At 65.4% G+C, this 23588-nt stretch carries 17 protein-coding genes; 14 read left to right on the forward strand and 3 right to left on the reverse strand.

What is annotated here, in order from left to right:
• The first annotated feature begins 20 nt into the window (after window positions 1-20).
• From QX073_RS30985 to QX073_RS31050, 14 genes are all read left to right on the forward strand, one after another.
• Window positions 21-1829, forward strand: a complete 1809-nt coding sequence (locus tag QX073_RS30985; protein ID WP_316185420.1) for a PEP-utilizing enzyme — start codon at window positions 21-23, stop codon at window positions 1827-1829.
• 54 nt (window positions 1830-1883) lie between these two features.
• Window positions 1884-2486, forward strand: a complete 603-nt coding sequence (locus tag QX073_RS30990; protein WP_316226888.1) for an HD domain-containing protein — start codon at window positions 1884-1886, stop codon at window positions 2484-2486.
• A 16-nt stretch (window positions 2487-2502) separates the two neighbouring features.
• Window positions 2503-3948 carry an aldehyde dehydrogenase family protein gene (locus QX073_RS30995; protein ID WP_316226889.1) on the forward strand — a complete coding sequence of 482 codons (1446 nt, stop codon included), beginning with the start codon at window positions 2503-2505 and terminating at the stop codon, window positions 3946-3948.
• Window positions 3945-4562, forward strand: a complete 618-nt coding sequence (locus QX073_RS31000; protein ID WP_315751478.1) for an HD domain-containing protein — start codon at window positions 3945-3947, stop codon at window positions 4560-4562. Before QX073_RS30995 ends, QX073_RS31000 begins: the two co-directional genes overlap by 4 nt.
• On the forward strand, window positions 4559-5320 hold the full coding sequence (locus QX073_RS31005; RefSeq protein WP_315751476.1) for an SDR family NAD(P)-dependent oxidoreductase: 762 nt from the start codon (window positions 4559-4561) through the stop codon (window positions 5318-5320). The genes QX073_RS31000 and QX073_RS31005 overlap by 4 nt, the downstream gene beginning before the upstream one ends.
• Before the next feature lie 16 nt (window positions 5321-5336).
• A complete protein-coding gene (locus tag QX073_RS31010; protein WP_315751474.1) occupies window positions 5337-5660 on the forward strand; it encodes a 2Fe-2S iron-sulfur cluster-binding protein in 324 nt (107 codons plus the stop codon).
• Window positions 5661-6087: 427 nt separating this feature from the next.
• Window positions 6088-7572, forward strand: coding sequence for an aromatic/alkene/methane monooxygenase hydroxylase/oxygenase subunit alpha (locus QX073_RS31015; protein WP_316226890.1), 1485 nt, complete (start codon window positions 6088-6090; stop codon window positions 7570-7572).
• An 89-nt stretch (window positions 7573-7661) separates the two neighbouring features.
• Window positions 7662-7907, forward strand: a complete 246-nt coding sequence (locus tag QX073_RS31020) for a toluene-4-monooxygenase system B family protein (protein WP_315716251.1) — start codon at window positions 7662-7664, stop codon at window positions 7905-7907.
• Window positions 7900-8280, forward strand: coding sequence for a Rieske 2Fe-2S domain-containing protein (locus QX073_RS31025; RefSeq protein WP_315826578.1), 381 nt, complete (start codon window positions 7900-7902; stop codon window positions 8278-8280). The genes QX073_RS31020 and QX073_RS31025 overlap by 8 nt, the downstream gene beginning before the upstream one ends.
• Window positions 8281-8289: 9 nt before the next feature.
• Window positions 8290-8589: an MmoB/DmpM family protein gene (locus QX073_RS31030; protein WP_316226891.1), complete on the forward strand. Its 300-nt coding sequence runs from the start codon at window positions 8290-8292 to the stop codon at window positions 8587-8589.
• A gap of 21 nt (window positions 8590-8610) precedes the next feature.
• Window positions 8611-9636, forward strand: a complete 1026-nt coding sequence (locus QX073_RS31035; protein ID WP_316226892.1) for a toluene hydroxylase — start codon at window positions 8611-8613, stop codon at window positions 9634-9636.
• Window positions 9637-9693: 57 nt separating this feature from the next.
• Entirely contained in the window at window positions 9694-10683 is a 990-nt protein-coding gene (locus QX073_RS31040; protein ID WP_316226893.1) for a 2Fe-2S iron-sulfur cluster binding domain-containing protein, read from the forward strand.
• 7 nt (window positions 10684-10690) lie between these two features.
• A complete protein-coding gene (locus QX073_RS31045; RefSeq protein WP_316226894.1) occupies window positions 10691-11221 on the forward strand; it encodes a hypothetical protein in 531 nt (176 codons plus the stop codon).
• A 21-nt stretch (window positions 11222-11242) separates the two neighbouring features.
• Entirely contained in the window at window positions 11243-11740 is a 498-nt protein-coding gene (locus tag QX073_RS31050; protein ID WP_315751462.1) for a 2Fe-2S iron-sulfur cluster binding domain-containing protein, read from the forward strand.
• Between the two features lie 297 nt (window positions 11741-12037).
• On the opposite strand, the gene QX073_RS31055 is transcribed toward QX073_RS31050, so the two are convergent.
• The 3 genes from QX073_RS31055 to QX073_RS31065 form a co-directional block, all read right to left on the reverse strand.
• Window positions 12038-15142 (reverse strand): DEAD/DEAH box helicase, encoded by a 3105-nt coding sequence (locus tag QX073_RS31055; protein WP_316226907.1) that lies wholly within the window; start codon window positions 15140-15142, stop codon window positions 12038-12040.
• 874 nt (window positions 15143-16016) lie between these two features.
• Window positions 16017-17900, reverse strand: coding sequence for a hypothetical protein (locus QX073_RS31060; RefSeq protein ID WP_316226895.1), 1884 nt, complete (start codon window positions 17898-17900; stop codon window positions 16017-16019).
• Window positions 17893-23562 (reverse strand): hypothetical protein, encoded by a 5670-nt coding sequence (locus QX073_RS31065; RefSeq protein ID WP_316226896.1) that lies wholly within the window; start codon window positions 23560-23562, stop codon window positions 17893-17895. The genes QX073_RS31060 and QX073_RS31065 overlap by 8 nt, the downstream gene beginning before the upstream one ends.
• Between the last annotated feature and the right edge of the window lie 26 nt (window positions 23563-23588).

The following is a 23588-nucleotide window of genomic DNA, read 5'->3' on the forward strand; positions in this document are numbered from 1 at the left end:
GAAACCGAGGGGAAACGACAATGACGGCGCATGCGAAATTCCCAAGTCCCTATGACCTGAAGACGCCGGTCGGCGCCGAGGGCTGGGAGAAGCTCTATCCCTATTATCTCCAGTTCCAGAACAGCCTGCGCGACAAGGAGGACGGCAAGTTCTGGTTCTGCGACTCGCAGCACTGGCCGAGCCCGTTCAAGCCGTTCGACGCCGTCACCGTCGAGTTCGCGGTCAAGTGTCTCGGCCAGTACAACACGCGGCACTATCTGATCCCGCCGGCGAACGGCGTCGAGTACCGCATCCACAATGGCTATTGCTACATGAGCCCGGTGGCGGTGGCGCCCGAGCTGATCGCTGGTCGCGTACCGCATTTCATGGAGCGCGCCGGCTACTACTTCCAGAACTGGGACCGCCTGCTGGCGAACTGGGACAAGAAGGTCCGCGCCAACATCGCCGATCTCGAGGCGCTCAATTTCGAGCCGCTGCCCGAAGCCGTGCCGCTGGAGTGGATCACGGCCGGTGTCGGCCTCGACAACACCTACGCGCTGATGGAGACCTACGACCGGGCGATCCAGCTGCTCTACAAGACCTGGCAGTACCATTTCGAGTTCCTGAATCTCGGCTACGCGGCCTATCTCGACTTCTTCAGCTTCATGAAGGGGCAATTCCCCACCATTCCCGATCAGGCGATCGCCAAGATGGTGCAGGGCGTGGAAGTCGACCTGTTCCGTCCGGACGACGAGTTGAAGAAGCTCGCCAAGCTCGCCGTGAAGCTCGGTGTCGCCGATGCCCTGAAGAGCGGATCGGTCGACGAGGCGCTGGCTGCGGTCGGCCGTGCGCCGAACGGCGCCGAATGGCTGACGGCCTGGAACGAGGCGCAGGATCCCTGGTTCAACTTCACCTCCGGCAACGGCTTCTACTCGACCGACAAGTACTGGATCGAGCATCTCGACATCCCGCTCGGCTATGTCAGGGACTACGTCGTCCGCGTGCAGCGGGGAGAGGAGATCGACCGGCCGACGGAGGCCATTGCCAAAGAGCGCGACCGCATCACGTCCGAATATGCCGAGATGCTCGATACCGACGCCCGCGCAGCCTTCGAGGGCAAGCTCGGGCTCGCCCGGACCGTGTTCCCCTATGTCGAGAACCACAATTTCTACATCGAGCATTGGTCGATGAGCGTATTCTGGCGCAAGATGCGTGAGCTCGGCGCCATCTTCCGCGATGCCGGCTTCTGGAAGGACGCCGACGACCTGTTCTATCTGAACCGTCAGGAAGTCCGCGACGCGCTGTTCGACTACGGCAACGGCTGGGCCGTTGGCGCACCGGCGATCGGTCCGACCTATTGGCCGCCCGAGATCGAGCGGCGGAAAAAGATCCTGGCTGCGCTCGCGACGACGCCGCCGCAGCCCGCGCTCAACAATCCGCCCGATGTCATCACCGAGCCGTTCACGATCATGCTGTGGGGCATCACCACGGAGAGCATCGGCCGCTGGCTCGATGGCGCCGCCAACACCACCAAGCTGTCCGGCATGGCCGCTTCCCCCGGCATCGTCGAGGGCCGCGCTCGCGTGGTGCGCTCCGCCGATGAGCTCGGCCAGATCCAGCAGGGCGAGATTCTGGTTGCGCCGGTCACAGCGCCGAGCTGGGCACCGATCTTCGGCAAGATCAACGCGATCGTCACGGACATCGGCGGCATGATGTCCCACGCCGCGATCGTGTGCCGCGAATACGGGCTGCCCGCCGTCACCGGCACGGGACGCGCCAGCTCCTCGATCAAGAACGGACAGATGCTGCGCGTCAACGGCTCGACCGGCGAAGTGACCATCCTGTCCTGACCCAATCGAGAGAGGCCGGCGGCGCCGGCCTCTCTCCGCATATGGAACATTGCAATGCTCGATAGGTCCGATGTCGGCAACCGCTATGACGAAGTCTGGCGCATCAGCGAGCCGTACATGCGCGCGCGCAAGAACGACGTCCACATTCCCCTGTCCTATGCCTATGCGCGCAAGCTGCTCGCTCAATATCCGGACGCAGACGAGGACATCGTTTCGCTCGCAATCATCCTGCACGACATCGGCTGGTACACGATCGACATGAAGGACATCATCGAGAAGGGATTCGGTCCCAACATGATGCAGTCCGATGTGCGCTTTCTCCACGAAAGCGAAGGCGTCCGCATGTCACGCGACGTCCTCGAACAGGCCGATTGGCCGGAGGACATCATCGTCGCGGTGGGCGAGATCATCGACGGCCACGACACTCGCCCCTACCCGCGCTCGCTGAACGACCGGATCGTGCGCGACGCCGACAAGCTGTGGCGCTACACGACCACCGGCGTTGCGGTGGCCTGCGACTGGTTCAAGATGACGCCGCGCCAATATGCGTCGCGCCTGACGGCGCAGCTCGCCGTGCTCGAGACTGAAGCCGGACGACTCATGGCTGAGGAGGCGCTGGGCGAGACCCGAGCCGCGCTGATGCTCGACCTGATCTGAACGAGAGGTCGCGGACATGGACATGTTCATCGATGGCCGCTGGGTTGCAGCCCAAAGCGGAGCGACCTTCGACGTTATCGATCCGGCAACGGGCGAGACGGTCGACAGCGTTCCGGAGGCCGGGCGCGCGGATGTCGATGCCGCCATCAACGCGGCCGACATTGCATTCCAATCGTGGAAAACGACGCCCGTGGCAGAGCGCGCCCGCCTGCAGAGGAACGCGGCGCGGCTGATGCGCGAGAGTGCCGGTGAGCTCGGTCGCCTGCTGACCAGGGAGCTTGGCCGTCCGCTGGCGGGAGCCGTCAGCGAAATTCAGCGCTCGGCAGAACTGCTCGACGTCTATGCCGAGGAAGGCCTGCGCCTGCACGCCGAGATGCCGCTGACGGGTGTGGCCGGCGAAAAGATCGTCATCACACGCGAGCCGGTCGGCGTCGTGGTCGCGATCACGCCTTTCAACTATCCGGTGACGCTGCTCTGCTTCAAGCTCGGCGCCGCGCTGATGGCCGGTTGCACCGTCGTCGCCAAGCCCGCCGAGGACACGCCGCTGTCGACCTTGCGGCTCGCTGAACTCTTTCGGGCCGCTGGGTTTCCGGACGGCTGCTTCAATGCCGTGACCGGTCGCGGCCCTGACCTCGGCATGCAGATGATCGCGCATCCGACGCCGCGCAAGATTGCGTTCACCGGCGGCACCAGGGCCGGCAAGGCGATCGCTGCTGCTGCAGCCGGAACGATGAAGCGCGTCACCCTCGAGCTCGGCGGCCAGTGCCCGGCCATCGTCTGCGCCGACGCCGATATCGGCGCCGCCGCGGCTGCGATCGCCCGTCACGCCTTCGCCAATTCCGGCCAGTTCTGCTACCGCGTCAATCGCGTCTATGTCGAGCGCCCCATCTACGCGGCCTTTCTCGCTGCGCTCGCCGACAAGGTCGCGCAGCTCGACGTCGGCAACGGCCTGACCTCGAATTGCGCGCTGGGACCGCTCATCAACGAGAAGATCTACCGCAACAGCGAGCGGCAGATCGCCGATGCCCGTGCCAATGGCGCAACCGTGCTGACCGGCGGCGTTCGGTTGACGGGCGGACTCTACGACAAGGGCTGGTTCCTGCCGCCGACCGTGATCGCCGATGCGCCCCCCTCCGCGCTCGTCATGACCGAGGAAACGTTCGGCCCCGTGCTTGGTGTCGCCCCGTTCGACGATCGCACCGAGGCGCTGCGGCTCGCGAATGCGACGGTCTATGGACTGGCCGCCTTCGTGTTCTCGCGCAACCTGGCGACAGGACTGACCCTGGCCGAGCGCCTCGAAGCCGGCTCCGTGTGGGTCAACGACATCCAGCGCTCGAACCAGCGCGCGCCGTTCGGCGGCATGAAGCAGAGCGGAATCGGCCGCGAGAAGGGCCGCTACGGCATCGAGGACTACCTCGAATACAAGACGATTTATCTCAGCTACGACACGGAGCTGCGATGATGCATTTTCTGCGCGAACAGGATTTGCCGATTTGGCTTGCGGCGCGGCCGTGGCTGGACGTCCGCTCCAACGACGAGCATACGCTGATCTCCTATCGTCTTGGCCAGGCGCTGCTACGGATCCATCCCGAAGCGGACGCCGCCGTGGTGCTGCCGGCGATCCTCATGCACGACGTCGGCTGGAAGAAATTCCCGCCCGAGCAGCTCGCCGCCGCCGTCGGCCCCAATCCCAGATATCCCGAGCTGCAACGTGCCCACGAGATCGAAGGCGTGAAGATCGCAGCCGAGGCGTTCGCACGGCTGGCGATCCCCGGGCTAAGAGTCGAGACCATCCTGGCGATCATCGACGGCCACGACACCCGAAAGACGGCGATCTCGCATGAGGATGCGCTGATGAAGGACGCCGACAAGCTATGGCGCTTCACCGGCCATGGGGTCGCGACGATCGGCGGCTGGTTCGATACGCCGCCGAAGGAGACGCTCGCGATGCTGGAAAGCTTCGTGCTGCCGTCGATGCTGACCGAGGCCGGCACCACCATGGCCCGGGCGCTGATCGCCGAGGGCACGGCGTCTGCGTTCATGGCGGATCTGCTGCACATCGAGGTTGCCACATGAGTCCGATCCAACTGCAAGGCAAGCGCGTCATCGTCACCGGCGCGGCCGGCGGGCTGGGCCGCGGATTCGCGCTCGCCTTTGCTGCGGCCGGTGCCGAGGTCGTCGCCGCCGACATCCGTCTCGGCGGCGCCGACGACACCGCGCGGCTGATCCGCGACCGCGGCGGCAAGGCGCACGCGGCGGAGGTCGACGTCGCGAACGAGACGTCCACCGCGGCGCTGGCGCAATTCGCGCTGGCGCGCATGAGCGGCCTCGACGTGCTGGTCAACAATGCCGCGATCTATGCCGGGCTCGAACGCCGCGGCTTCGAGGCAATCCCGGAGGCCGAGTGGGACCGGGTGATGCGCGTCAACATCAAGGGCGTGTGGATGATGAGCAAGGCGGCCGCGCCACTGCTGCGACGCGCCGGCGGTGGCGCGATCGTCAACGTCTCGTCGGCCACCGTCATGAGCGGCTCGCCGATGTGGCTGCACTACGTCTCGTCGAAAGGCGCCGTCATTGCGATGACGCGTGCGCTGGCGCGCGAGCTCGGCGACGACAAGATCACGGTCAACGTCATCGCGCCCGGCTTCACGCTCACCGAGGCCAGCCTCGGCCTGATGGAGAACGCCGCCGAATATGGCGTGTCCCGCGGAGCCCTGAAGCGCGCGGCCGACGTCGACGACATGGTCGGCGGCGCGCTGTTCTTCGCGTCGCCGGCCGCGACCTTCATCACCGGTCAGACCCTGATCATCGACGGCGGCCGGCAGTTCATCTAGGGACACGCAACGACCCATGCCCAGAATCACCTTCATCGAGCCCGACGGCACCGTGCGCCTTGTCGAGGCCGAGCCCGGCGAGAGCGCCATGCAGGCGGCGAAGCGCAATGGTGTCGATGGCATCATCGGCGAATGCGGCGGGTCCTGCATCTGCGCCACGTGCCATTGCCACGTTGACAAGGCATGGCTGGAGCGCGTCGGCTCCGCCGGCGACATCGAGGTCGACCTGCTCGAATTCGAGGCCACCGACGTGCGCCCGGAGAGCCGCCTCGCGTGCCAGATCTCGATCACCGACGCGCTCGACGGTCTGGTGCTGCAGGTCGTCGGCCTCAGCCGCTGAACGGCCGGAGGGTTGCACCGGTCTTTGATCACGCCGCACGCATCATCGGCGGTGGGACGATGACGGGCATCGAGCTGCTCGCTTGAACAGATCGACCCGCTTGGTCGATACGGCCGCGCCGATCCTCGCCGCCGCTTTCCCTTCGCATCGCATCATCTCGTCGCTTGCGCAGCAGCAGGAATGCGGTCGACTACGCTCACAATCGCGCCCGAATACGCCCGATGTTCATGCGCACCCGCGGCCTAAAGAAAAACCAAAGAATGCGGCCTACACTGGATCCTACAACATCGCGCGACGATCTATCAGGTCTAACCGCCTGACTCGTACGCCATCGCCACGCGCCGCACAACGTTCGCCCGTTCAAGGGCGGCAGCGGACCGCAACGAAGAGCAACGAACGCGATCACAGAGCTCGGGAGGAGCAACGCATGCCGAAGCTGCAGCGGCGGGACTATTACGACACGGCCCGCGACATGAACTGGGCCTTCTCCTATGTCAGCGAGGAGGAGGTCTTTCCCGAGGAGCTGTCCAAGAGCTTCGGCATCCACGGCGAGCAGTGGTGGGACTGGGACGAGCCGTACAAGCTGACCTATCGCGAGTACGTCCACAACCAGGCCGGCAAGGACGACGGCATCTACTCGATCCGCTCGACGATCGCGCGCTCCAATCTGTACGACAATCTCGATGCCGGCTGGAAGTCGGCGATCAAGGCGCATTACGGCGCCATTCCGGTTCCGGAATATTTCGCCTCGATCGGCGAGGCGCGCATGGCCCGGTTCGGCCGCGCTGCTGCCTGGCGCAACATGGCCACCTTCGGCACCCTCGACGAATGCCGCCACGGCCAGGCGCAGATCTACTTCCCCTATTGCCTGCTCGGAAAGGACCCGCAATTCGACTGGGCCCACAAGGCGATGCACACCAACGAGTGGGGCGTGATCGCGGCGCGCAGCCTGTTCGACGACATGTTCACCGCCAATGATGCGGTGTCGACGGCGATCCAGCTGACCTTCACCTTCGAGACCGGCTTCACCAACCTGCAGTTCCTCGGCATGGCCTCGGATGCGCTGCATGTCGGCGACATCGAGTTCGGTGCGCTGATTTCCTCGATCCAGACCGACGAGGCGCGGCATTCGCAGCAGGGCGAGCCGACCTTGAAGATCATGATCAACAACGGCAAGAAGGCCGAGGCGCAGAAGATGGTCGACCAGATGTTCTGGCGGTCGTGGAAGCTGTTCGCGCTGCTGACCGGCATCTCCATGGACTACTACACGCCGCTGGAAAGCCGGACGATGTCGTTCAAGGAGTTCATGCAGGACTGGATCTGCCGGCAGTTCATGGACCAGTTCAAGGACCTCGGCATGAACGTGCCATGGTACTGGGAAAAGCACTTCCTGCCCGAGCTCGACTGGGTCCATCACGCCTATCACATGGGCGTCTGGTTCTGGCGGCCGACCGTGTGGTGGAATCCCGATGCGGGCGTGTCCGCGGCCGAGCGCGACTGGCTCGAGCAGAAATATCCCGGCTGGAACGATCGCTTCGGCAAGCTGTGGGACGTGATCGGCGACAATGTCCGCACAGGCCAGATCGAAAAGACCTATCCGGCGACGCTGCCGGTCGTCTGCAACTGCTGCCACATTCCGATCTGCAGCCCGAGCATCGGCCAGGCGCCGCGGATCACCACGCACAACGGTCGCAAGCTGAACTTCTGCTGCGAAGTCTGCGAATGGGTGTGGAAGAGCCAGCCCGAGCGCTACGACACCCATCTCTCGATCGTGGACCGTTTCCTGGCCGGACACATCCAGCCGCCGACCCTGGAAGGCGCGCTGCAATATATGGGCATCACGCCAGATGTCGCCGGCAATGACGCGCAGAGCTACGCCTGGAATGGCGCGTCTCGCCTCGCGGCCGAATGATCCGCCCAGCATGAATTGACAGGCGCCGCTTACGAGCGACGCACCACCCGACACGACCACAGATATAACAACAAATCTGGGAGGTAAGCGTGGCCCTGTTCCCGCTCCAAGCCAACTTCCGCGGCGACTTCGTCGTCCTGCTGATCCCCGTCGACGACGGCGATAGCATGAGCATCGTGGCCGACAAGGTCGCCCAGCACGCGGTCGGACTGCGCGTCGCCGAGAAGAACGCGTCGAAATGCGTCTACTACAACGGTCGCGAGCTGCCGTCCGCGATGACGGTGGCGCAGTCCGGAATCCAGCCGATGGATTGGATCGAGGTGGCCTATGTCTGACGATGCCGACGTGACGTGGAGGCAGGTCGCGACCTTGGACGACCTTTGGGAAGGTGATTTCATCGGCGTCGAGGTCGACGGCGAGGAAGTGATCGTGATGCACCTTCCTGGCGGCGAGTTGCGTTGCTTCCAGGGCATGTGCCCGCACCAGGAGATCCTGCTGGCGGACGGCAAGGTCGATTTCGAAGCCGGCACCATCACCTGCTCGGCCCATGAATGGGAGTTCAGCATGGATGACGGCCGCGGCCTCAACCCGCGCGACTGCCGCCTCTTCCGCTACGCGGTGAAGAAGGACGGCGAAGCGATTCTGGTCGGCGTGCCCAACGACGGACGGCTGCGCCGCCTCCGCCACAAGACCGAGCAGGACGCATAGGACAAGCCCATGACCACGACAGCAGCACCGAGACTGGTCGGCCCCGTCATCAGGGGCGTCGACGAGGACATCATCGACGCCGTGATCGCGGCGAGCGAGCAGGACAATCCGGACGTCGAGATCGTCATCGAGGACCGCGGCGGCTATGTCCGCGTCCAGGCCGACCGGAATTTCCGCCTGACGCAGAAGAGCATGCAGGCGGCGCTGGGGCGGCCATTCCGGCTCGCCGAGATCGAGCCGAGCCTGGTGTCGTTCGGCGGACGGCTCGAGTCGATGGACGACGAATGGGTCTGGACCATCCACACATAACAAATTCCGGGAGGATACGTCATGACCGCGATGACCGCGAAGTCGGCTGCGCGCAAGCAGAAGAAGACTTGGAGCCTGTGGACCGAGCGCCGGCTGCCGTCGGAATACGAGGCCGTCACCTACAAGTTCCACAGCCACTTCCGCCGCGCGCCGGCACCGTTCGAGCTGTCCGAGAACTGGTCGATCAACCAGTTCTATCTCAGGAATCGCGAAGGCTCGAGGCTCACGCTGGACGATTGGGAGGGCTATCGCGATCCCCTCACCTACACCTATCGCCGCTATGTCACTGACCAGAAGGATCGCGAGGTCTATTGCGACAACCTGATCGACGAGTTCGAGCGCCAGGACAGCTATCGCAAGCTGTCTGCGCCGTGGCTCGACTTCCTCGGCCAGGCCTATCTGCCGGTGCGTTTCCCGGGACACGCGATGCAGATGAGCGCGGCCTATGTCGCGCAGATGGCGCCGTCGGCGTTCGTGACCAACACCTTCTACTTCCAGATGGGCAACGAGATGCGGCGGGTGCAGCGCCAGGCCTATCTGGCCAAGGCGCTCGCGCTCGACACCGGACGCCCGGAGCTCGCCGACAGCGGTATTGCGCGTACCGTCTGGACGCAGGCGCCGCAATGGCAGGGTCTGCGCGAGCTGATCGAGAAGCAGCTGATCGCCTACGATTGGGGCGAAGCGTTCGTGTCCCGCAATCTGGTGCTGCGGCCGATCTTCGATCACGTCTTCAATCGCGAGATCGCCGATCTGGCGCGCACGAACGACGACGACCTGCTGGCGCTGCTGCACGACGACTTTCGCAACTACGACGAAGCCTATGCGGTCGAGACCACCAAGACCCTGGTGCGCTACGCCACCGGCAAGGTCCCGGAGCACGCGGTTCTGCTGCGGGAGTGGGTCGCGAAGTGGATGCCGCTCGGCGAACGCGCCGCGCGCGGCCTCAGCGAGGCACTTTCGACCGCGCCCGGCGCCGACGATGCACGGGCGATCCTGGAGCGGACCATGACGGCCCAGGCGAGGCTGATCGCGGATTGCGGCTTGTAGTCTGGCAGACGCGGTCGGCGTGCTGCGCCGACCGCCCAAGCCGAAAGGATGGCGTGGATGACCCGGCAACTCCGCATCGAGCCCGACGGTGTCGCGATCGACACGGCCGGCCATGACACCATCCTTCAGGCAGCGCGACGCGGGGGCGTCGCGCTGCCTTACGAATGCGGCTGGGGCAGTTGCGGTGCCTGCAAGGTGACGCTCATCGATGGGCAGGTCGATCTGATCTTTCCCGGCGCGCCGGCGGTCAATCCGCGCGACGCACGACGCAACCGCATCCTGGCCTGTCAGTCCCGCGCGATCTCGGACGTCACGATCGCCCGCGGTCCCGGCGACTGGTCCGCGCCGACGCCGCGATGCGTCGAGCAACAGGCGATCCTACGCGGAATCGACGATCTCGCGCCGGAGATCCGCCAATTCAGCTTCGAGACGGCCGAGCCGATCGACTTCCGGCCGGGTCAGTATGCGATCCTGCATCTCGGCGAAGGGCTGCGGCGCTGCTACTCGATGTGCAACCTGCCGGGCAGCAACGTCCTGCAGTTCATTGCCAAGCGCTACGATGGCGGCACGGGCAGCAACGCGCTCGCCGCGTTGATCCCAGGCGCGCAGATCACCATCGAGGCGCCGTTCGGCGCCTGCACGCTGCGTCGACAGCCGGGCCGCAAGGTGTTCGTGGCGGGAGGCACCGGCATCGCGCCGATCCTGGCGATGCTGCGCGAGGCCGCGGATGCGCGCCTCGATTTCGGATCGCCCGCGGACGTCATCTACGGCGCCCGTACACCGGCGGATCTCGCCGCTGATGACATGCTGGCGGCGGCGATCGCGCAAACGCCCCGGGCGCGCTACCTGCCCGTGGTCGAGCACGCGCCGTCCGGCTGGCCGCATGCGGCCGGCTTCGTCACCGATGTCATCCAGGGCGCAGTCCTGGATCCCGCGGCGGCCGAGTTCTACGTCGCCGGCCCGCCGGTCATGGTGAACGCGGTCAGGTCGCTGCTGCGCGCCGCCGATGTTCCGATCACGCAGGTTCATTATGACAGCTTCGGCTAGAGCAGGCGTGCGCGGTGCTGCACCCATCTGGACGATGGCGCCGGGGCTGCGCCGTCTCGCCACACGTCCCGGCGGTGCGCCGCGGCTCGCACCGACATGGCCCTGCCACCAGCTCGGCGACACCTCGCCCGCCGGATACGCCGCACAGCTCGTGTCCTGCGCCTGCGCGCTGGCTGGCGTCGAAGAGGTGCCGGCGCCGATGAACGCCGCAGGCCGCGCCTTCGCGCTCGATGACATCCATGCCATGGGCCAGCCGGAGGCCTTCGTGTTCGCGCCGGTGTGGCTCATCGTTCGCCTCGACGGGTCGCTGCACCTGACCTTGCGGCCGGAATGGGCGCAGAAGGTCGCGGCCAAGGGCTGGGGCACGGTGCATCCGTTCGCACGCTACATGGCCGGCGCCGTGCCGCCGCAGAGCCTCGTGATCTACGCGCCGCGCGATCAAAGCGAGCTGGCGGTTGCGGCGCGGATCATCGCGGCCGCGCACTGCTACGCGAGCGGCCGCATCGGCGACGTCGCATTGCCCGACAGCCGGTGGTGAGCGATGAGGGAGCTCTCGGCCATGACCAATGAAGGCGACATCAGGCGGTTTCGCATACGGCTGGAACGTCCGGAGGGGACGTTCACATTCGACGCCAGATCCGACGAATATCTGCTGTACAGCATGATCGACGCCGGCATCGAGACGCCCTACATCTGCGAGCAGGGCTGGTGCCTCGCATGCGCCGCGCGCTTGGTGTCGGGCAACGTCGACCGCTCCGATGCGCTGACGGTCTACCCTCAGGACGCTGAAGCCGGCTTTCTGCTGCTGTGTTCGACCAAGCCCTGCTCGGATCTGGTCCTGATGCTCGACGAGCGCCAGACCCGACGGGACATGATGCAACACCGGATCGAGCACAATCAGTTGGCGCGAGCCTATCCGCCCGGCGCGCGTCTCCGGTTTCGCCGCGGACGCGCTAAGGCGCGAGTCGACGCGTGCACCCGTTCAGCAACAGGGACTCGAACAGATGAGCCGGCGACATCCGCTCAGATGGGGCTGATTGGATCAAAACCAAAATAGCGTTCTTTTGCATAGTATGAGTTGGCGACCATCAAAGCCGCAGAAGGTGAAGCTGGTTCTATCACTGGCGCATTCGTTTGTTGGGTCCGGGCTGGGTCGGCCGCCAGCGCAGCTCTGAACTCGAACGATCCACGGCATCCGACGAGCTGCTTCAGAACAGCCTCGAACGATCGTCTCTGCGTCAGCGCAACACGGGTTCTCTCAATCGTCCTTGCCAAGGGTCAAGCGCCATCGCTTTCATTTCGGGGCCTGAGGAGGTCACACAAGACCGCTTCAAGTTGAGTGGCGCATCCCTCGTCATTCGTCCAGCAGATCCAAGAACTGTTCGACCCGTCGTAAAGCAGGTTCATCGCTGCGCCCGGGATAGACGACGCGATCGCCCTCGCGCTGCAGTGACCGCGAGCGTAATTTACCGATCCTCCCTGCGAGCATCGTTGCAGCAATCGCATCCGGGCCGACATCGAGACGCATGATCCCCCGTTGCCTGCAACTTATCCTGAGCTTGGCGACAGCAAAGAAATTGCTGGCCTCGGAGGGCAGCTTGCCGAATCGGCGGTGCGTTTCATCCTCGAGCTCCTCCAGTTCGTCATCACTCCGGCACCGAGCGGCTCGAGCGTAGATCTCCAGCCTGACCGCCTCCGATTGCACATAGCTCGAAGGAAGCAGCTCAGGAATGGGAAGATTCAACTCGGGGATCCAGAGGGCGGACATTCCATCGCGGTCTCCCTCAAGGGCAAGCGTAAGAAGGTGGCCGTAGAGCGTCGGTCCGAACACCTGCATGTGGCCGGATTGTCGATCGGAGCGCAGGTCGCCGCCGCCGCGGAGATCGAGGTCGCGAGCGCTGATCGCGAAGCCAGCGCCCGGACGGCTCAATTCCTCGAGAACGGATAGCCGCTTTTCCGAGCGTTCGGAGCCACCTTCCGTCAGGAAATGTGCAAACGCCCGGATGCCGCCCCGTCCTACTCGCCCCCTGAGCTGATGCAATTGTGCCAGGCCGAATTTTTCGGGCCAGCACACAACGATGGTGTTCGCACGTGGGATATCGAGGCCACTTTCCACGATGTTGGTCGCAAGTAGTACATCGGCACGGCCTTCGACGAACCCCATCAACCTCTCGTCAATCTCGTCCGTTGGCATCTTGCCGTGAATGGCAATGATACGTAGTTCCGGCGCCAGCGCATAGATCCTGGCGAGCATGGGATCGAGATCCTGGATCCGCGGACAAACGACAAAACTCTGACCGTTACGTCTGTGCTCACGAACCAGCGCAGCGGCGATAGCTATGTCCGAAAGCGGTGCCACCTTGGTGGCAACCGGAACACGATGGACCGGCGGGGTTGCGATCACGCTGAGATCCCTCAAGCCCGTCAAGCCGGCCGCAAGTGTGCGGGGGATCGGCGTCGCACTCATCCAGAGCCGGTGGCCGTTCTTATTGAGGCCCGACAGCATGGCTTTCTCGGCAGCGCCGAAATGCTGCTCCTCGTCAATGATGATCAGGCCAAGTTCGGCGAATCTCACTTCCTTGGATGCGAGCGCGAGGGTCCCGACGACGACCCTGAGTTCTCCGCTCTTGAGGCGCTCCCTTACCTCTCGCGCTTCGGCGGTCGAGGCAACCCGCGACAGGTTTCCAACATCGATGCCAAGAGGCGCAAAGCGCTTGCGGAAGGTTTCGACATGCTGTCGTGCCAGCACTGTCGTCGGCACGACGATAGCGACCTGCTTTCCGGCCAGCACGGCGGCTGCCGCTGCGCGCAGCGCCACCTCGGTTTTGCCAAAGCCGACGTCTCCACAGACGATCCGGTCCATCGGGTGCCCCGATGCAAGATCATCCAGAACGTCGCGGATGGCCTTCGCCTGATCGGCGGTGGTGAAATAGGGAAACCGCGCGACGAACTTCTCATAGACAGCGGGGCGCGGCACGAGCTTCGGAGCCGGGCGCCGCCGGCGCTGACTCATCTGCTTGGCCAGCTCCTTTGCGACCACGTGAATCTCCGTCTCGGCAGCGGCTCGCCGCGGCCGCCACGAGCTGCCGTCGGCCTTGTCCAGCGAGGTGTCTCCGAGCTCAGCGGCGTAAGGCCAGATCAGCGCCAATTCTGCGAGAGGAACGAGAACGGCGTCGTTTCCGGCGAATACCAACCTGACCATCTCGCGCGCCGAAAGATCTCCCGTGCCCATGGATCTCAGGCCGCCAAGGCGTGCGAGTCCACGTCGCAGATGAACGACCACGGATCCGAGTTCGGGGAGATCTCCCGAATCGAAGCCGGGCGTCCATGCCCAGTTCATCGGTTGCGGTTGGTGTGCCCTGCTGCCGAGCACGTCGGCAGCAGTGATGACCACGAGCGGCTTCTTTCCAGGAACGACAAAGCCCGCATCGAAGCCTGCCAACAATGCGGCCTGCTGCCTGCCCCTTGCGGTCGCGTGCGTCCAATCGGGCACGCATTCGGCCTTGATAGCGCTCATCCGGGCCATCACACGCAAATCAGCTTCGACCGCAGCGACGAAAAGCACACGTGCGCTTCCGCGCTGGGCTTCCTCGATAAATGCACGGAGCGCCTTCCGCGGAGAGGCTGCCTTGTAGAACTCTGGCGTCGCACGATACGGAGTGGTTGGCGGCAACACAGTGATCTTCTTGGCCGCCAGCTCCCATTCGCGTCGGCTGAGATAGGCACGGTCACGCTCACTGCGGGCGGCCGCATCCTCGATCGTGCTCAACCAGGTGTCGGCGTGCCTGGGCACGGTGCTGTCGGCGATCCATTTGGCGCGTGCACAATAGTCCAATAGGCTGGACCTTCTTCGAGCCCGGCCCGTGAACGCCAGCCGCTCGGACATCGGGTCAATCAGGAGTTCCTTCGTTTCGGAAATCACCTCCTGGTCTATCGGATTGATCGCTGCAATACGCCGGATTCTCCCTCCGGAATGCTCTATCCTAAAAGGTCCGAACGCGCCGGCCGGGAATATCTCGAAGGTGTTGCCGTGAAACAAAACTCCACCGGGATAATCCGGACTGTCGTCCAGGTCGTACCCGAGAGCTTTCAGACGGGCCTCAAGGTCTTCCTCGGAAAAGACGGCCCCGGTCCGAAGGAGAAATCCGATACGAGACCAGTTCGCAGGCAACGGCAGGAGCTCCATTATGGCCTCCGCCGTCGCGATCAGCAGGATCGGCTTCTTTGCCCTGGCAAGGCGTCTCAAGACGGAGCTCCGCCGGCCCGCGATATCACGTGAAGGCTCAAGCTGATCGAACGGAAGCGTGTTCAAACGGGGATAGACGAGCACATCACAGGCCGGCTCGATAACTGGGATGATCGAACCCAACAGCTCGGCTCGGCTCTCATTTTCGGCGAGAAACACAAGTCCGCCCCGGCCCGAAGCGCGCCATTGCGCCGTAAGATACAGCGCCAACATGCCCAGCGGCGACGAGGAGGAAATGCCAGTCCGAATCGGAGCCTTCGTTGTTGCCGCAACAGATGTCTTCTTCCGCGGGGCGGCCTTTGGTGACGCGGAGCGCTTTGCTGATGTGTTCTTGCGCGGCGTTGAGCCACGGGGCGTACGAAGAGCAGTGGTCACTGAATTCTCGTGCTGAATTGACGAATGCGAGGCAAGCCTGCGAATCTTTGTCGAGCTTTAGCGGATTCGACGGCTTCAAGGGATCCAAACTTCGGAGTGTCGATCACCGTTCTCCCCTTAAGTGCGACGGTGTCACCAACCAGCACCATCGTCGCGCTCCGCGTGGCAGACTGGGGTGCCATGACAACTATGACGCAGAGATTCGTTCTTGAATGACCATGGTACGAGCGCCGTGATAAGCGTGATTACCGCCTTGGTGACTGGGCTGCACAGAATTCACGAGCCCGGCTGAGACGGCCTGCGGTGGGACTACCCATCACCAGGTTTGAGCAGAGCCTGCGGTTGCCCGTGCTATGAGCGATCCCGCGTGATCTCTGCCCTTATGGCTAAGGGCTTCTGCCGAAGCTGCTGAAGCCGCAACGTACAATAACGCAGTAACCCTCGATTCGGCACAATCAAGGCGAACTTCTCCGCGCTCAATCTTGAACGGCGTTCCTCGTGCTCGCTCTCCGTTGCTCCTATGTCATGAAGGAAGCGCTGAGGTTGAGAACGGGTCTTCGGATATTCACACTTGCTGGCCGCTACGTAATCTTGTGGCGCCGGGCGTCTGCCGTCGCGTGAGAAATTGCCGACTTGGGAATGACGCGCGCCCGTTCAACGCTCCACCGCCGGCGGCCGCGCCACGCCATATCGACGGTGACGTTTCATGCGTTCATGCCTTCCGCTTCGGAAGGATCGCGTCGAAAGCAAGCTTGCTCGACCGCTCGCCGCGATCGGTCTCCTTGCGGATGCCGAGCCAGACGAAAGTGCGGCCGTTGTACCAGCGCGTGCGCTGGAAGCTCTGGGTGACACGAATGCCCGCGCGCGGCACCTCCTCCTCATGGAGATTGTAGCCCTGCTGCTGCGGGAGGTCGAGACCGTGGCGCAGCAGATCGGTGCGAGGTTCGACGCGCACCGGCGGATCCGGGTCACGGTCGATGACCCGCAGCATTGCGGCGCGACGCAGTTGGATCTCGCGGCTGTCGTTGTCGATGTGCACCGGGATGAATGGGATCCAGTTCTCCGGCATCTCGCTCATCAGCCGATAGCGGATCGCGGCGTCGTTCTCGATCGGCGGCGCAGGTGCTGGGTCCGGCGGCAGGCTCTCCTCCACCAGGCGACGGAAATAGCGGCGGGTGTCGAGCGCGGCGCTGCGCCCGCTCTTGCTGTCGCCCGAAGCCAACATCACCCGCGACTCGACACCCCACACCATGTTGGCCATCTCGTCGCGGAACAGTTCCACCGACTCCAGCGGCTCGCTCTCCTGGATCTTCGGCACGCTGGGCACGATGAACAGGCTGAGATCGGCGGGAATGTCGTTGCTCCCCTTCGTCGCCAGTGTAAACATCGACCAGCGTTGCCAATCGGCGTCCGTGCCCTTGCCCGCGGCTTCAACCCAGATCCGCTCGCCGAAGACGTTGGTCACGCTCATGCCGGCGACCCGGGTAATCGCCCCGGCCGGCACAGTGAACGGCATCAGGAACCAATCGTTGGCGTAGACGAGGCCGAATTCGATCAGCAGCAGCTTGTTGACGTCCGTCGTCTCCGGATCGATGTCGCCGAAATTCGTTCGTCCCTCCTCAAAGGTCCACCAGCGTGTGTTCGGCATGCCGTCGAACTGGATCGGCGCCGGGATGAACGATGCCGTAAAGGTCGTCTCGACGGCGGCCGGCGGCGGCGCGTCCGCCAGGTCACCGAGTCCTGCGCCGGAGGCGTCGACGTCGAAGTTGTACCAGTCGAGATGCCCCTGGAAGTATTCGTCGGCGACCACGAGCTTCTCGCCGCCCGCCTTGGGCGCCGACGCTGCAAAGGCGTATTCGAGGCGATCGGGCAGCCAGGCATCGGCGGCACCCGCGGCGGGCTGGTAGAACGCCTCCCGGTACCAGCCAAGGAATTCCGCCTCCGCCGTCTCGATCGCAGCGGTGCTGGCTGGATTGCCGAGCACGACGAGGTCGTGCGCGTGATTGCCGGGCGCGGCCGTCAGATGCTCGACGAGGTCGTAGCCGTCCATCGACCGGCCGGCCAGCGCCGCCATCGTCTGCCAGGCTTCGCGATGGGCGGCGACCGGCGCATCGGCCTTGAGCGCCGGATCTGGCATGGCGACCGGCAGCGCCGCGATGAATTGCTGGGCAAGCCCCGGCTCGATGCCGGCGACGAGCTTCAGCCAGCGCCGGCCCAGGGCGATGCGGAGATCGAACGCGATCTTCTGGCCGGCGAGACGGAACGGGATCGGCCGCCGCTCGACCTTGGCTTCGAGCGGCACGTCGTCGGCGAACGCTTCCGGCGGATTGCCGGCCGCGCGGTATTTCGTCAGTTCGGTGGTCTCGATGTGCACCTTGGCGACGACGGGCGAGCCGGCGTCGTCGCCCTGAAACTCGCCCATCTGCCACTGCTTCGTCAGCAGCCACAGCGGATCACGGACCTCAGCCTTGAGCGCGCGGTCGAAATCGTGCGTGCGTGGACGGCCCTCGAGCCTGTTCCACAACGTGATGGTGGGCAGCTTCACCTTGCCGGAGAACACGGCGGAGAGGTTCTGAACCGCGACATAGTCAGCCATTGCCCGTCTCCGTCTCGGCCAGCACCGCGGCGAGGTTGTTGTTGAAAGCGAAGTTGAGCGAGGCCGTGATCGGATGGAAGGCCACGGCGGACACCAGCGCCGGCAGGAAGCGGGCATAGGCAGTCGTGTCGACGTGGTCGGGCTCGATCGCGCGCTTCTTGGCGAGGTCCATCGTCTCGCGTACCGTGTCGACGAGATCCTGCCACTGCCACGAGCCGACAAATTTCGGCGGCAGCGCCAGCAGCAGAGTCTGCGGCGGTTCGGCGTTTGGCCGGTCGAAGTGGAACGCCAGACCGGTATCCTCGGTCGGGCGCGGGATCACTTCGGTCCACTCGTCGAGCAACAGCCCGAGTTGCCGCCGCGCCGGATCGAAGCTTTCGGCGAAATGCGCGGTATAGAGCAGCTTGTCCTCGTGGATCACGAACGGCTTTCCGTCGGCATCGGTCTCCGGGAATTCGAGTCCGAGCCACGGCAACTCGGGGCGATGCGGAAATTGCAGCGCCTGCAGCGCGACGCCCGCCCCCGTGAACGCGTCGGCGAGGTGCTGCGAAGCTTCCAGATCGTGCAGCTTCGACCGCACCCGCGCGACGCCCGTGAACCAGTCGTCGAGCGGAAAGCGGCGTCCGATCGTCGTCTTGAGGAACCCCAGAATGGTCTCGTCCGCCTGCGCCCCCGCGCCCCAGGCGTTGCTCCATTCACCGGCCTGCGCCGCTGGCAGACCGAAATCCGGAACGATCTTGAAATCTTCGCCGAACAGCAGCTTCGCCGCCGCGGTCAACGCCTCGATCTTGTTCTTCGCCTCCGCCGCGGCATCGCATTGATCGAGCCGGGCCTGGATCGCCGGCAGCCGCGTCGTCAGTTCGAGCGCGAACGCGGCGGTGCGCTTCGCCATGTCCTCTGCGAGGGCGACGATCGCCGTGCGCTGTGCCGCGATGTCGATCGCCGCCGCGTCGAACGCGGCGTTCGCAGCCTTCGACGCCTCGATGCCGTCATGCAAGGCGGCGAGATCGGACGCATTATCGTAGAGCATGATCAGAACGGCGCGCTGTCCAACGAAGGCGGCGCGCTTGCCGCCCATGAGATCGTCGCGGAAATCGTCCGGCTGCGCCGGTAGAGGGTCGGTCGCCGTGGTCGCGATCAGCTTTTCGGCCACCCGCAGCGCCAGGAACTTCGCCGCGTCCGGCGCGCCGGAATCAGCGTCGTAGGCGAGTATGCGTGCGTCGAACTCGGCGAGTTGCCTGGTCCATCGAGCGATGTAGCCGGCGAGTACGGCGTGCAACTGGGAGAAGATCCGCCGCCGGTCGGCGTAGACGGCACCGGTACCGGTCTGCAACGCCGCGAATGGACCGAGACCCTGCATCACCGATACGAAGCCGGTGATCGTCTGCTCGATCTCCGTGGCGATCTGGGCCTCCTGCTTGGCGTCGAGGCGGGCCTGCAGCGCCGTACGGAAGGCGTCGAGATCCGCAAGCCGCGCGGCGAGCAGATCGCGCGGCAGCGTTGCCCGCTCGCGCGCGAGCGCCGCGTCGAGATCGACCGCCTCGTTCGCCTCGCCGGCCATCGCCATGTCGCTCGCCTTGAGCGGACGTGAACGCAGTAGCAGGCTTCTGAGATGCCGCACCAACGCCGACAGTTCGAACAGCGGCACATGCCCGGCGATCGCCGCAATCCTCTCGCGGTAGGCGATCGTCAGCATTGCGTCCGGGCGCGGTGCATGGACGGCGATCACATGCGCTTCGATCAGATCGTCGAGCGCCTTGGCGGCTGGATCGTTGTCCGGATCGAGCAGATACAGCAGGTCGATCGGCAGCAGGCCGAGATCGGCCTGCGTCACGTTGTAGGTGACGGAGGAGAGATCGAGCGGGTCGGTGACCGTCACCGAGCAGGCGACCGCTGCCGGCGGCGGCAGAATGCCCGCGAGCCAGGCGTTGAGCGCGGGCTCCGCCTTCGCCCGCGGCGATGTCAGCGCGCCGTCGTTCGGGTCGAGCCCGGCCTTGAGATGCAGCGCCACCCGATGGGTCAGCGTCACCCCCGACCGCGGCGTGCGCACCACGTCGGGGGTCGCCGGGAATTTTCCCTTGGAGTAGGTGTCGAGCACGGCGCCGGCGCGGTCGTAATTGCCCTGCACCACCTGATGCACGCTCTCTGCCATCGCGAGGTCGGCGACCGCGTCGGCGATGTCGGCAATCCGCGCGGCCTCGGCGGTGATCGCCGCGGCCTGCTGCGGGCTCGCCGCCGGCAGGTCGGCATCGTGGCCGAACGGGTAGCTGCTCACGCCGCTGGTCTTGATGTGCTCGACCAAAGCAAGGCCGTCGATGACGTTGCGCGCCTCCACCCGGTTGATCCGCAGTCGCCGACCGAACGCGTCGAGCCGGCCGGTACGCGTCGGAGTCAGCCGGTCGCCGACCAGCGGGAACACCTTGCGGAGGTCGTAGATGAACCCGTCCACTTCGACGTCGTGGCGGTCGTGCAGGCCGCGCTCGAACTGGTAGCCGAGCAGCGCGCCGAGGCTCTGCTCGCCCTTCATTCCCTCGATGATCGACAGCGCGATGCGGACTCGTTCCGAGCTGAGATTGACGGCGAGGCTGCCGGGATTGTCGGGCGTGGCGTTGGACAGATAGCCGTTGCGCAGCACCGCGGCGGTCACCGCTTGGTTCAGCGACGGCGCGTGGATGTAGCCCTGGTTGCTGCGGTCGCGCATCAGCGGCGGCGCATCCGGATCGGCGAAGATCGCCGCGAGGTTTGCCGGCAGTTCGACCGCCGTCAGCTTCTTGAACTCCGGCTTGACGTTCTCGAGCCAGCCATAGGCGCCGAGATAGATCCCGGTCTTCGCCTCGCCGGCCGGTGCGCCCGGCTGGGCGGTCCCCCGGCCGGCACCGTGCGGATAGCGCATCCGTTCCAATTGGCGGCTCATGATGCCGCCGTACCAGGCGTCGAACCGGTAGGTGCAGAGGTCGAGATGCTCGGCGAACACCCGTTCCAGAACCGCTGTCGGGGACCTCTTCAGCCGTTCGAGCGCATCGAGCTGGCGCTTGAGATACGCGGTGGCGACCATCGAGGTCAGCACCGTCGGGATGAACTCGCCGACCGTCCTCAGTCCCGTTCCGGTGACCGCGGCGTCGCTGCGGTGGAGGTAGCGCCAGCGGCTGCCGCCGGCCGCAGCCGGCACGGCGAGGCTCGCCTCCTCGACCTGAAAGAACTTCGGCTCGCGCCGCACCGCCTTCAACTCGGTCTCGCCGATCAGCCCGGCATTGAAGAACAGGCGGATGCTGGTCTCGACGAAGCTCAGGTCGAGCGCGTGATGCAGCATGAGATACAGCAGCGCGTTCGGGCGCTGGGTGAAGCCCTGCTGCAGCCGCAGCGCATCGTGTGAGGTCGCCGCAGCCTTGATCAGCCAGCCGATGTAGTTGTCGCCGCCGGCGGTGTAGGCGCGGATCTGCTCGGTCTCCGACAACGGACGGTCGTCGATCAGCGGGCCCTTGAGCTGGTTGGGCGCCTTGAGAAAGAGTTTCTCGAGGATGTCCGGCACCTCGATCCCCTCGGGCGGCGTGTAGCCGAGCTGCTTCAGCAGATCGAGCCCGCTTCCGACATAGCCCGCGGCGAGCAGGAGCGCGACCAAGGCGCCGCCCGCCCCCTGCATCGCGAGGCGGTTGTACAGTTCCTTGAAGCTTTCGGCGAAGCGTTGCTGGAATTCCACCGATCCGGCGTGCAGGCCGAGGACATCGAGCAATATCTGATGACGGTCGCCGTCCGGCTTGCCGATGTAGGACACCCGCGACATCAGCGGCTCCAGATCGGCCTCGACCTTGCGCAGCAACTGATACAACCGCGTCAGGAACCGCAATTCCGGATCGTCCGGCGCGTGCGCGGCCCCGACTGCGACGTTCGCCCCCGCGAAGATCCACTGGATGCGCGAGCGCGGCGTCGCCGGCAGGATGCCGTAGGGCTGACGACCGACGCGGATCGTGGGCATCGGCCCGCGTGCCGACACGTGCCGGACGAAGAAGTCGCGGGTCCGCTCCACCGTCGAATCGTCGAAGACCGGATGAAGCATGCTCTCCATGAAGTAACCGAGCGTGGCCGGCCACAGTGCCGTGTTCATGGCGCGGGCGTCGTTGACGTCGTGGCGATGGTAGAAGGGGATCGCCGCCAGCGCGGCCGGATCGAGACCGAGCGTGGCGGCGAGGCAGCGTCCGTCTGTCCGCTCGAACCATCCGTCGGGGTCCAGGGGCGGAGTGCCGAAGTAGTGATCGAAGCTGACGTCGGACTCCTCGCGCCAGCTGTAGGCGGCGCCCTCGCCCTCGACGTTGTTGGTCGGCTGGCCCTGCGGCAGGATCGAGAACCCGGCCTTCGACTGATGATGATGGGCGAACAACTGCTCCAGCGCGACCCGGCCGGCGTCTGCATCGGCCCCGAGCCGTACACCGAGCACCATCAACTGATCGAAGCCACGGCGGAAGGCGGGCGGCGTTAGCGGCACCCGGAATCCCATGCCGATCTCGACGGCGCGGTCGAAGTTGCGCACCCATTCGAGCTCCGGACCGAACGTGATGTCGTCGCCGTCGTGCGCGACCGACGCGTCGTCCGTTCCGGTCGGCGACGGCGTGACCGGCAGCGGCGACGGAATCGGTTTTCCGAGTTGCTCGAGTTCGAGCGTTCCGCCGTTGTAACCGAGCAGGACGAGGCGATCAGGCAAGGTCCGGGCGGTCGCCGGCTGCGACCAGCCGGTCTCGCGCATCGGCGTGGCGTCCGCGGCGGGAAACTCCAGATACGCCGCGATGACCGTGGTGGTCGCGCGGTCCGCGCCCTCGGGCGGCGCGTCGGCGAGATTCCGCGGCCGGTACGCCTCACGGACCGCCGCGGCGCGCTCGGCGCCGAGCGCGTTGTCGAGCGCGGCGATCGCGTCCGTCTGCGCGGCCGCATCCGTGCCGGCGCGCCACAGCGCCGTCCAGAACGTGCTGACCGCACCTCGCTCGGAATCGGCCAGCGGCGCGCTGGTCACCACCGTCAGGATCACGGTCGGCACGCCTTCCACCCTGGCCGGTCGCGCCGCCTCGTTGAGCGGGCGATGAGTCTGGGTCACGTAGTAGGACCGCCCCGAGCCCTGTCCGCTCACGAGCGTTCGCCAGGCGGCCCGCTCCCCGGCGGGGTCGTGGTTCGCCCGCCAGACGTCGGCCCAATAGGCCTGGGCGCGCTTCACCTCGTCTTCCGACAACGCCTCCTCGAAGCTGTCGACGGCGATGTCGTCCGGATAAGCCCGGACCCACAGCTCGTCGCGGTCGCCGCCGAATTCCGCCGCCTGCTTGAAACGCGTTTCGATCCGCAGCGGCATCAGCAGGATCGGCGCCTGATCGGACAGCAGGCCGATGTTGCGGCGTGGGTCGGTGAAGTTCGCGAACAGCCCGCTATTGCGGACCACTTCGTCCTTCGCCGCCTTCAGCGCACCGCCCAGCCGCCCGATCTCGGAGGCCGCCGCCTTGGTCTCCTTGTCGATCGCCGCCAGCGCCGGATCGTCGGCGCCCTTGCTGACGCGCGCGGCCCGTGCGCGGTCGCGGATCAGCCGCGCGCGGGTGTGGCGAAGCCGGCCGATCTCGCGCGACGTCGCATCGGCCGCGGCGCGCGACGCTTCCAGCTCCTTGCGGATATCATCGAACTCGGACATTTCGCCTCCGCCGCCCCCTGTCGTGT

This window comes from Bradyrhizobium sp. SZCCHNS3052, from assembly GCF_032484495.1.
GTDB lineage: Bacteria > Pseudomonadota > Alphaproteobacteria > Rhizobiales > Xanthobacteraceae > Bradyrhizobium.

Bases quoted from the DNA above. Each gene is read 5' to 3' on its own strand.
- QX073_RS31005 (WP_315751476.1), top strand. From the start codon at position 4,559: ATGAGTCCGATCCAACTGCAAGGCAAGCGCGTCATCGTCACCGGCGCG.
- QX073_RS31000 (WP_315751478.1), top strand. From the start codon at position 3,945: ATGATGCATTTTCTGCGCGAACAGGATTTGCCGATTTGGCTTGCGGCG.
- QX073_RS31030 (WP_316226891.1), top strand. From the start codon at position 8,290: ATGACCACGACAGCAGCACCGAGACTGGTCGGCCCCGTCATCAGGGGC.
- QX073_RS31060 (WP_316226895.1), bottom strand. From the start codon at position 17,900: ATGGCTGACTATGTCGCGGTTCAGAACCTCTCCGCCGTGTTCTCCGGC.
- QX073_RS31055 (WP_316226907.1), bottom strand. From the start codon at position 15,142: ATGTTGGCGCTGTATCTTACGGCGCAATGGCGCGCTTCGGGCCGGGGC.
- QX073_RS31050 (WP_315751462.1), top strand. From the start codon at position 11,243: ATGACCAATGAAGGCGACATCAGGCGGTTTCGCATACGGCTGGAACGT.
- QX073_RS30990 (WP_316226888.1), top strand. From the start codon at position 1,884: ATGCTCGATAGGTCCGATGTCGGCAACCGCTATGACGAAGTCTGGCGC.
- QX073_RS31040 (WP_316226893.1), top strand. From the start codon at position 9,694: ATGACCCGGCAACTCCGCATCGAGCCCGACGGTGTCGCGATCGACACG.
- QX073_RS31010 (WP_315751474.1), top strand. From the start codon at position 5,337: ATGCCCAGAATCACCTTCATCGAGCCCGACGGCACCGTGCGCCTTGTC.
- QX073_RS31015 (WP_316226890.1), top strand. From the start codon at position 6,088: ATGCCGAAGCTGCAGCGGCGGGACTATTACGACACGGCCCGCGACATG.
- QX073_RS31025 (WP_315826578.1), top strand. From the start codon at position 7,900: ATGTCTGACGATGCCGACGTGACGTGGAGGCAGGTCGCGACCTTGGAC.
- QX073_RS30985 (WP_316185420.1), top strand. From the start codon at position 21: ATGACGGCGCATGCGAAATTCCCAAGTCCCTATGACCTGAAGACGCCG.
- QX073_RS31065 (WP_316226896.1), bottom strand. From the start codon at position 23,562: ATGTCCGAGTTCGATGATATCCGCAAGGAGCTGGAAGCGTCGCGCGCC.
- QX073_RS31035 (WP_316226892.1), top strand. From the start codon at position 8,611: ATGACCGCGATGACCGCGAAGTCGGCTGCGCGCAAGCAGAAGAAGACT.
- QX073_RS30995 (WP_316226889.1), top strand. From the start codon at position 2,503: ATGGACATGTTCATCGATGGCCGCTGGGTTGCAGCCCAAAGCGGAGCG.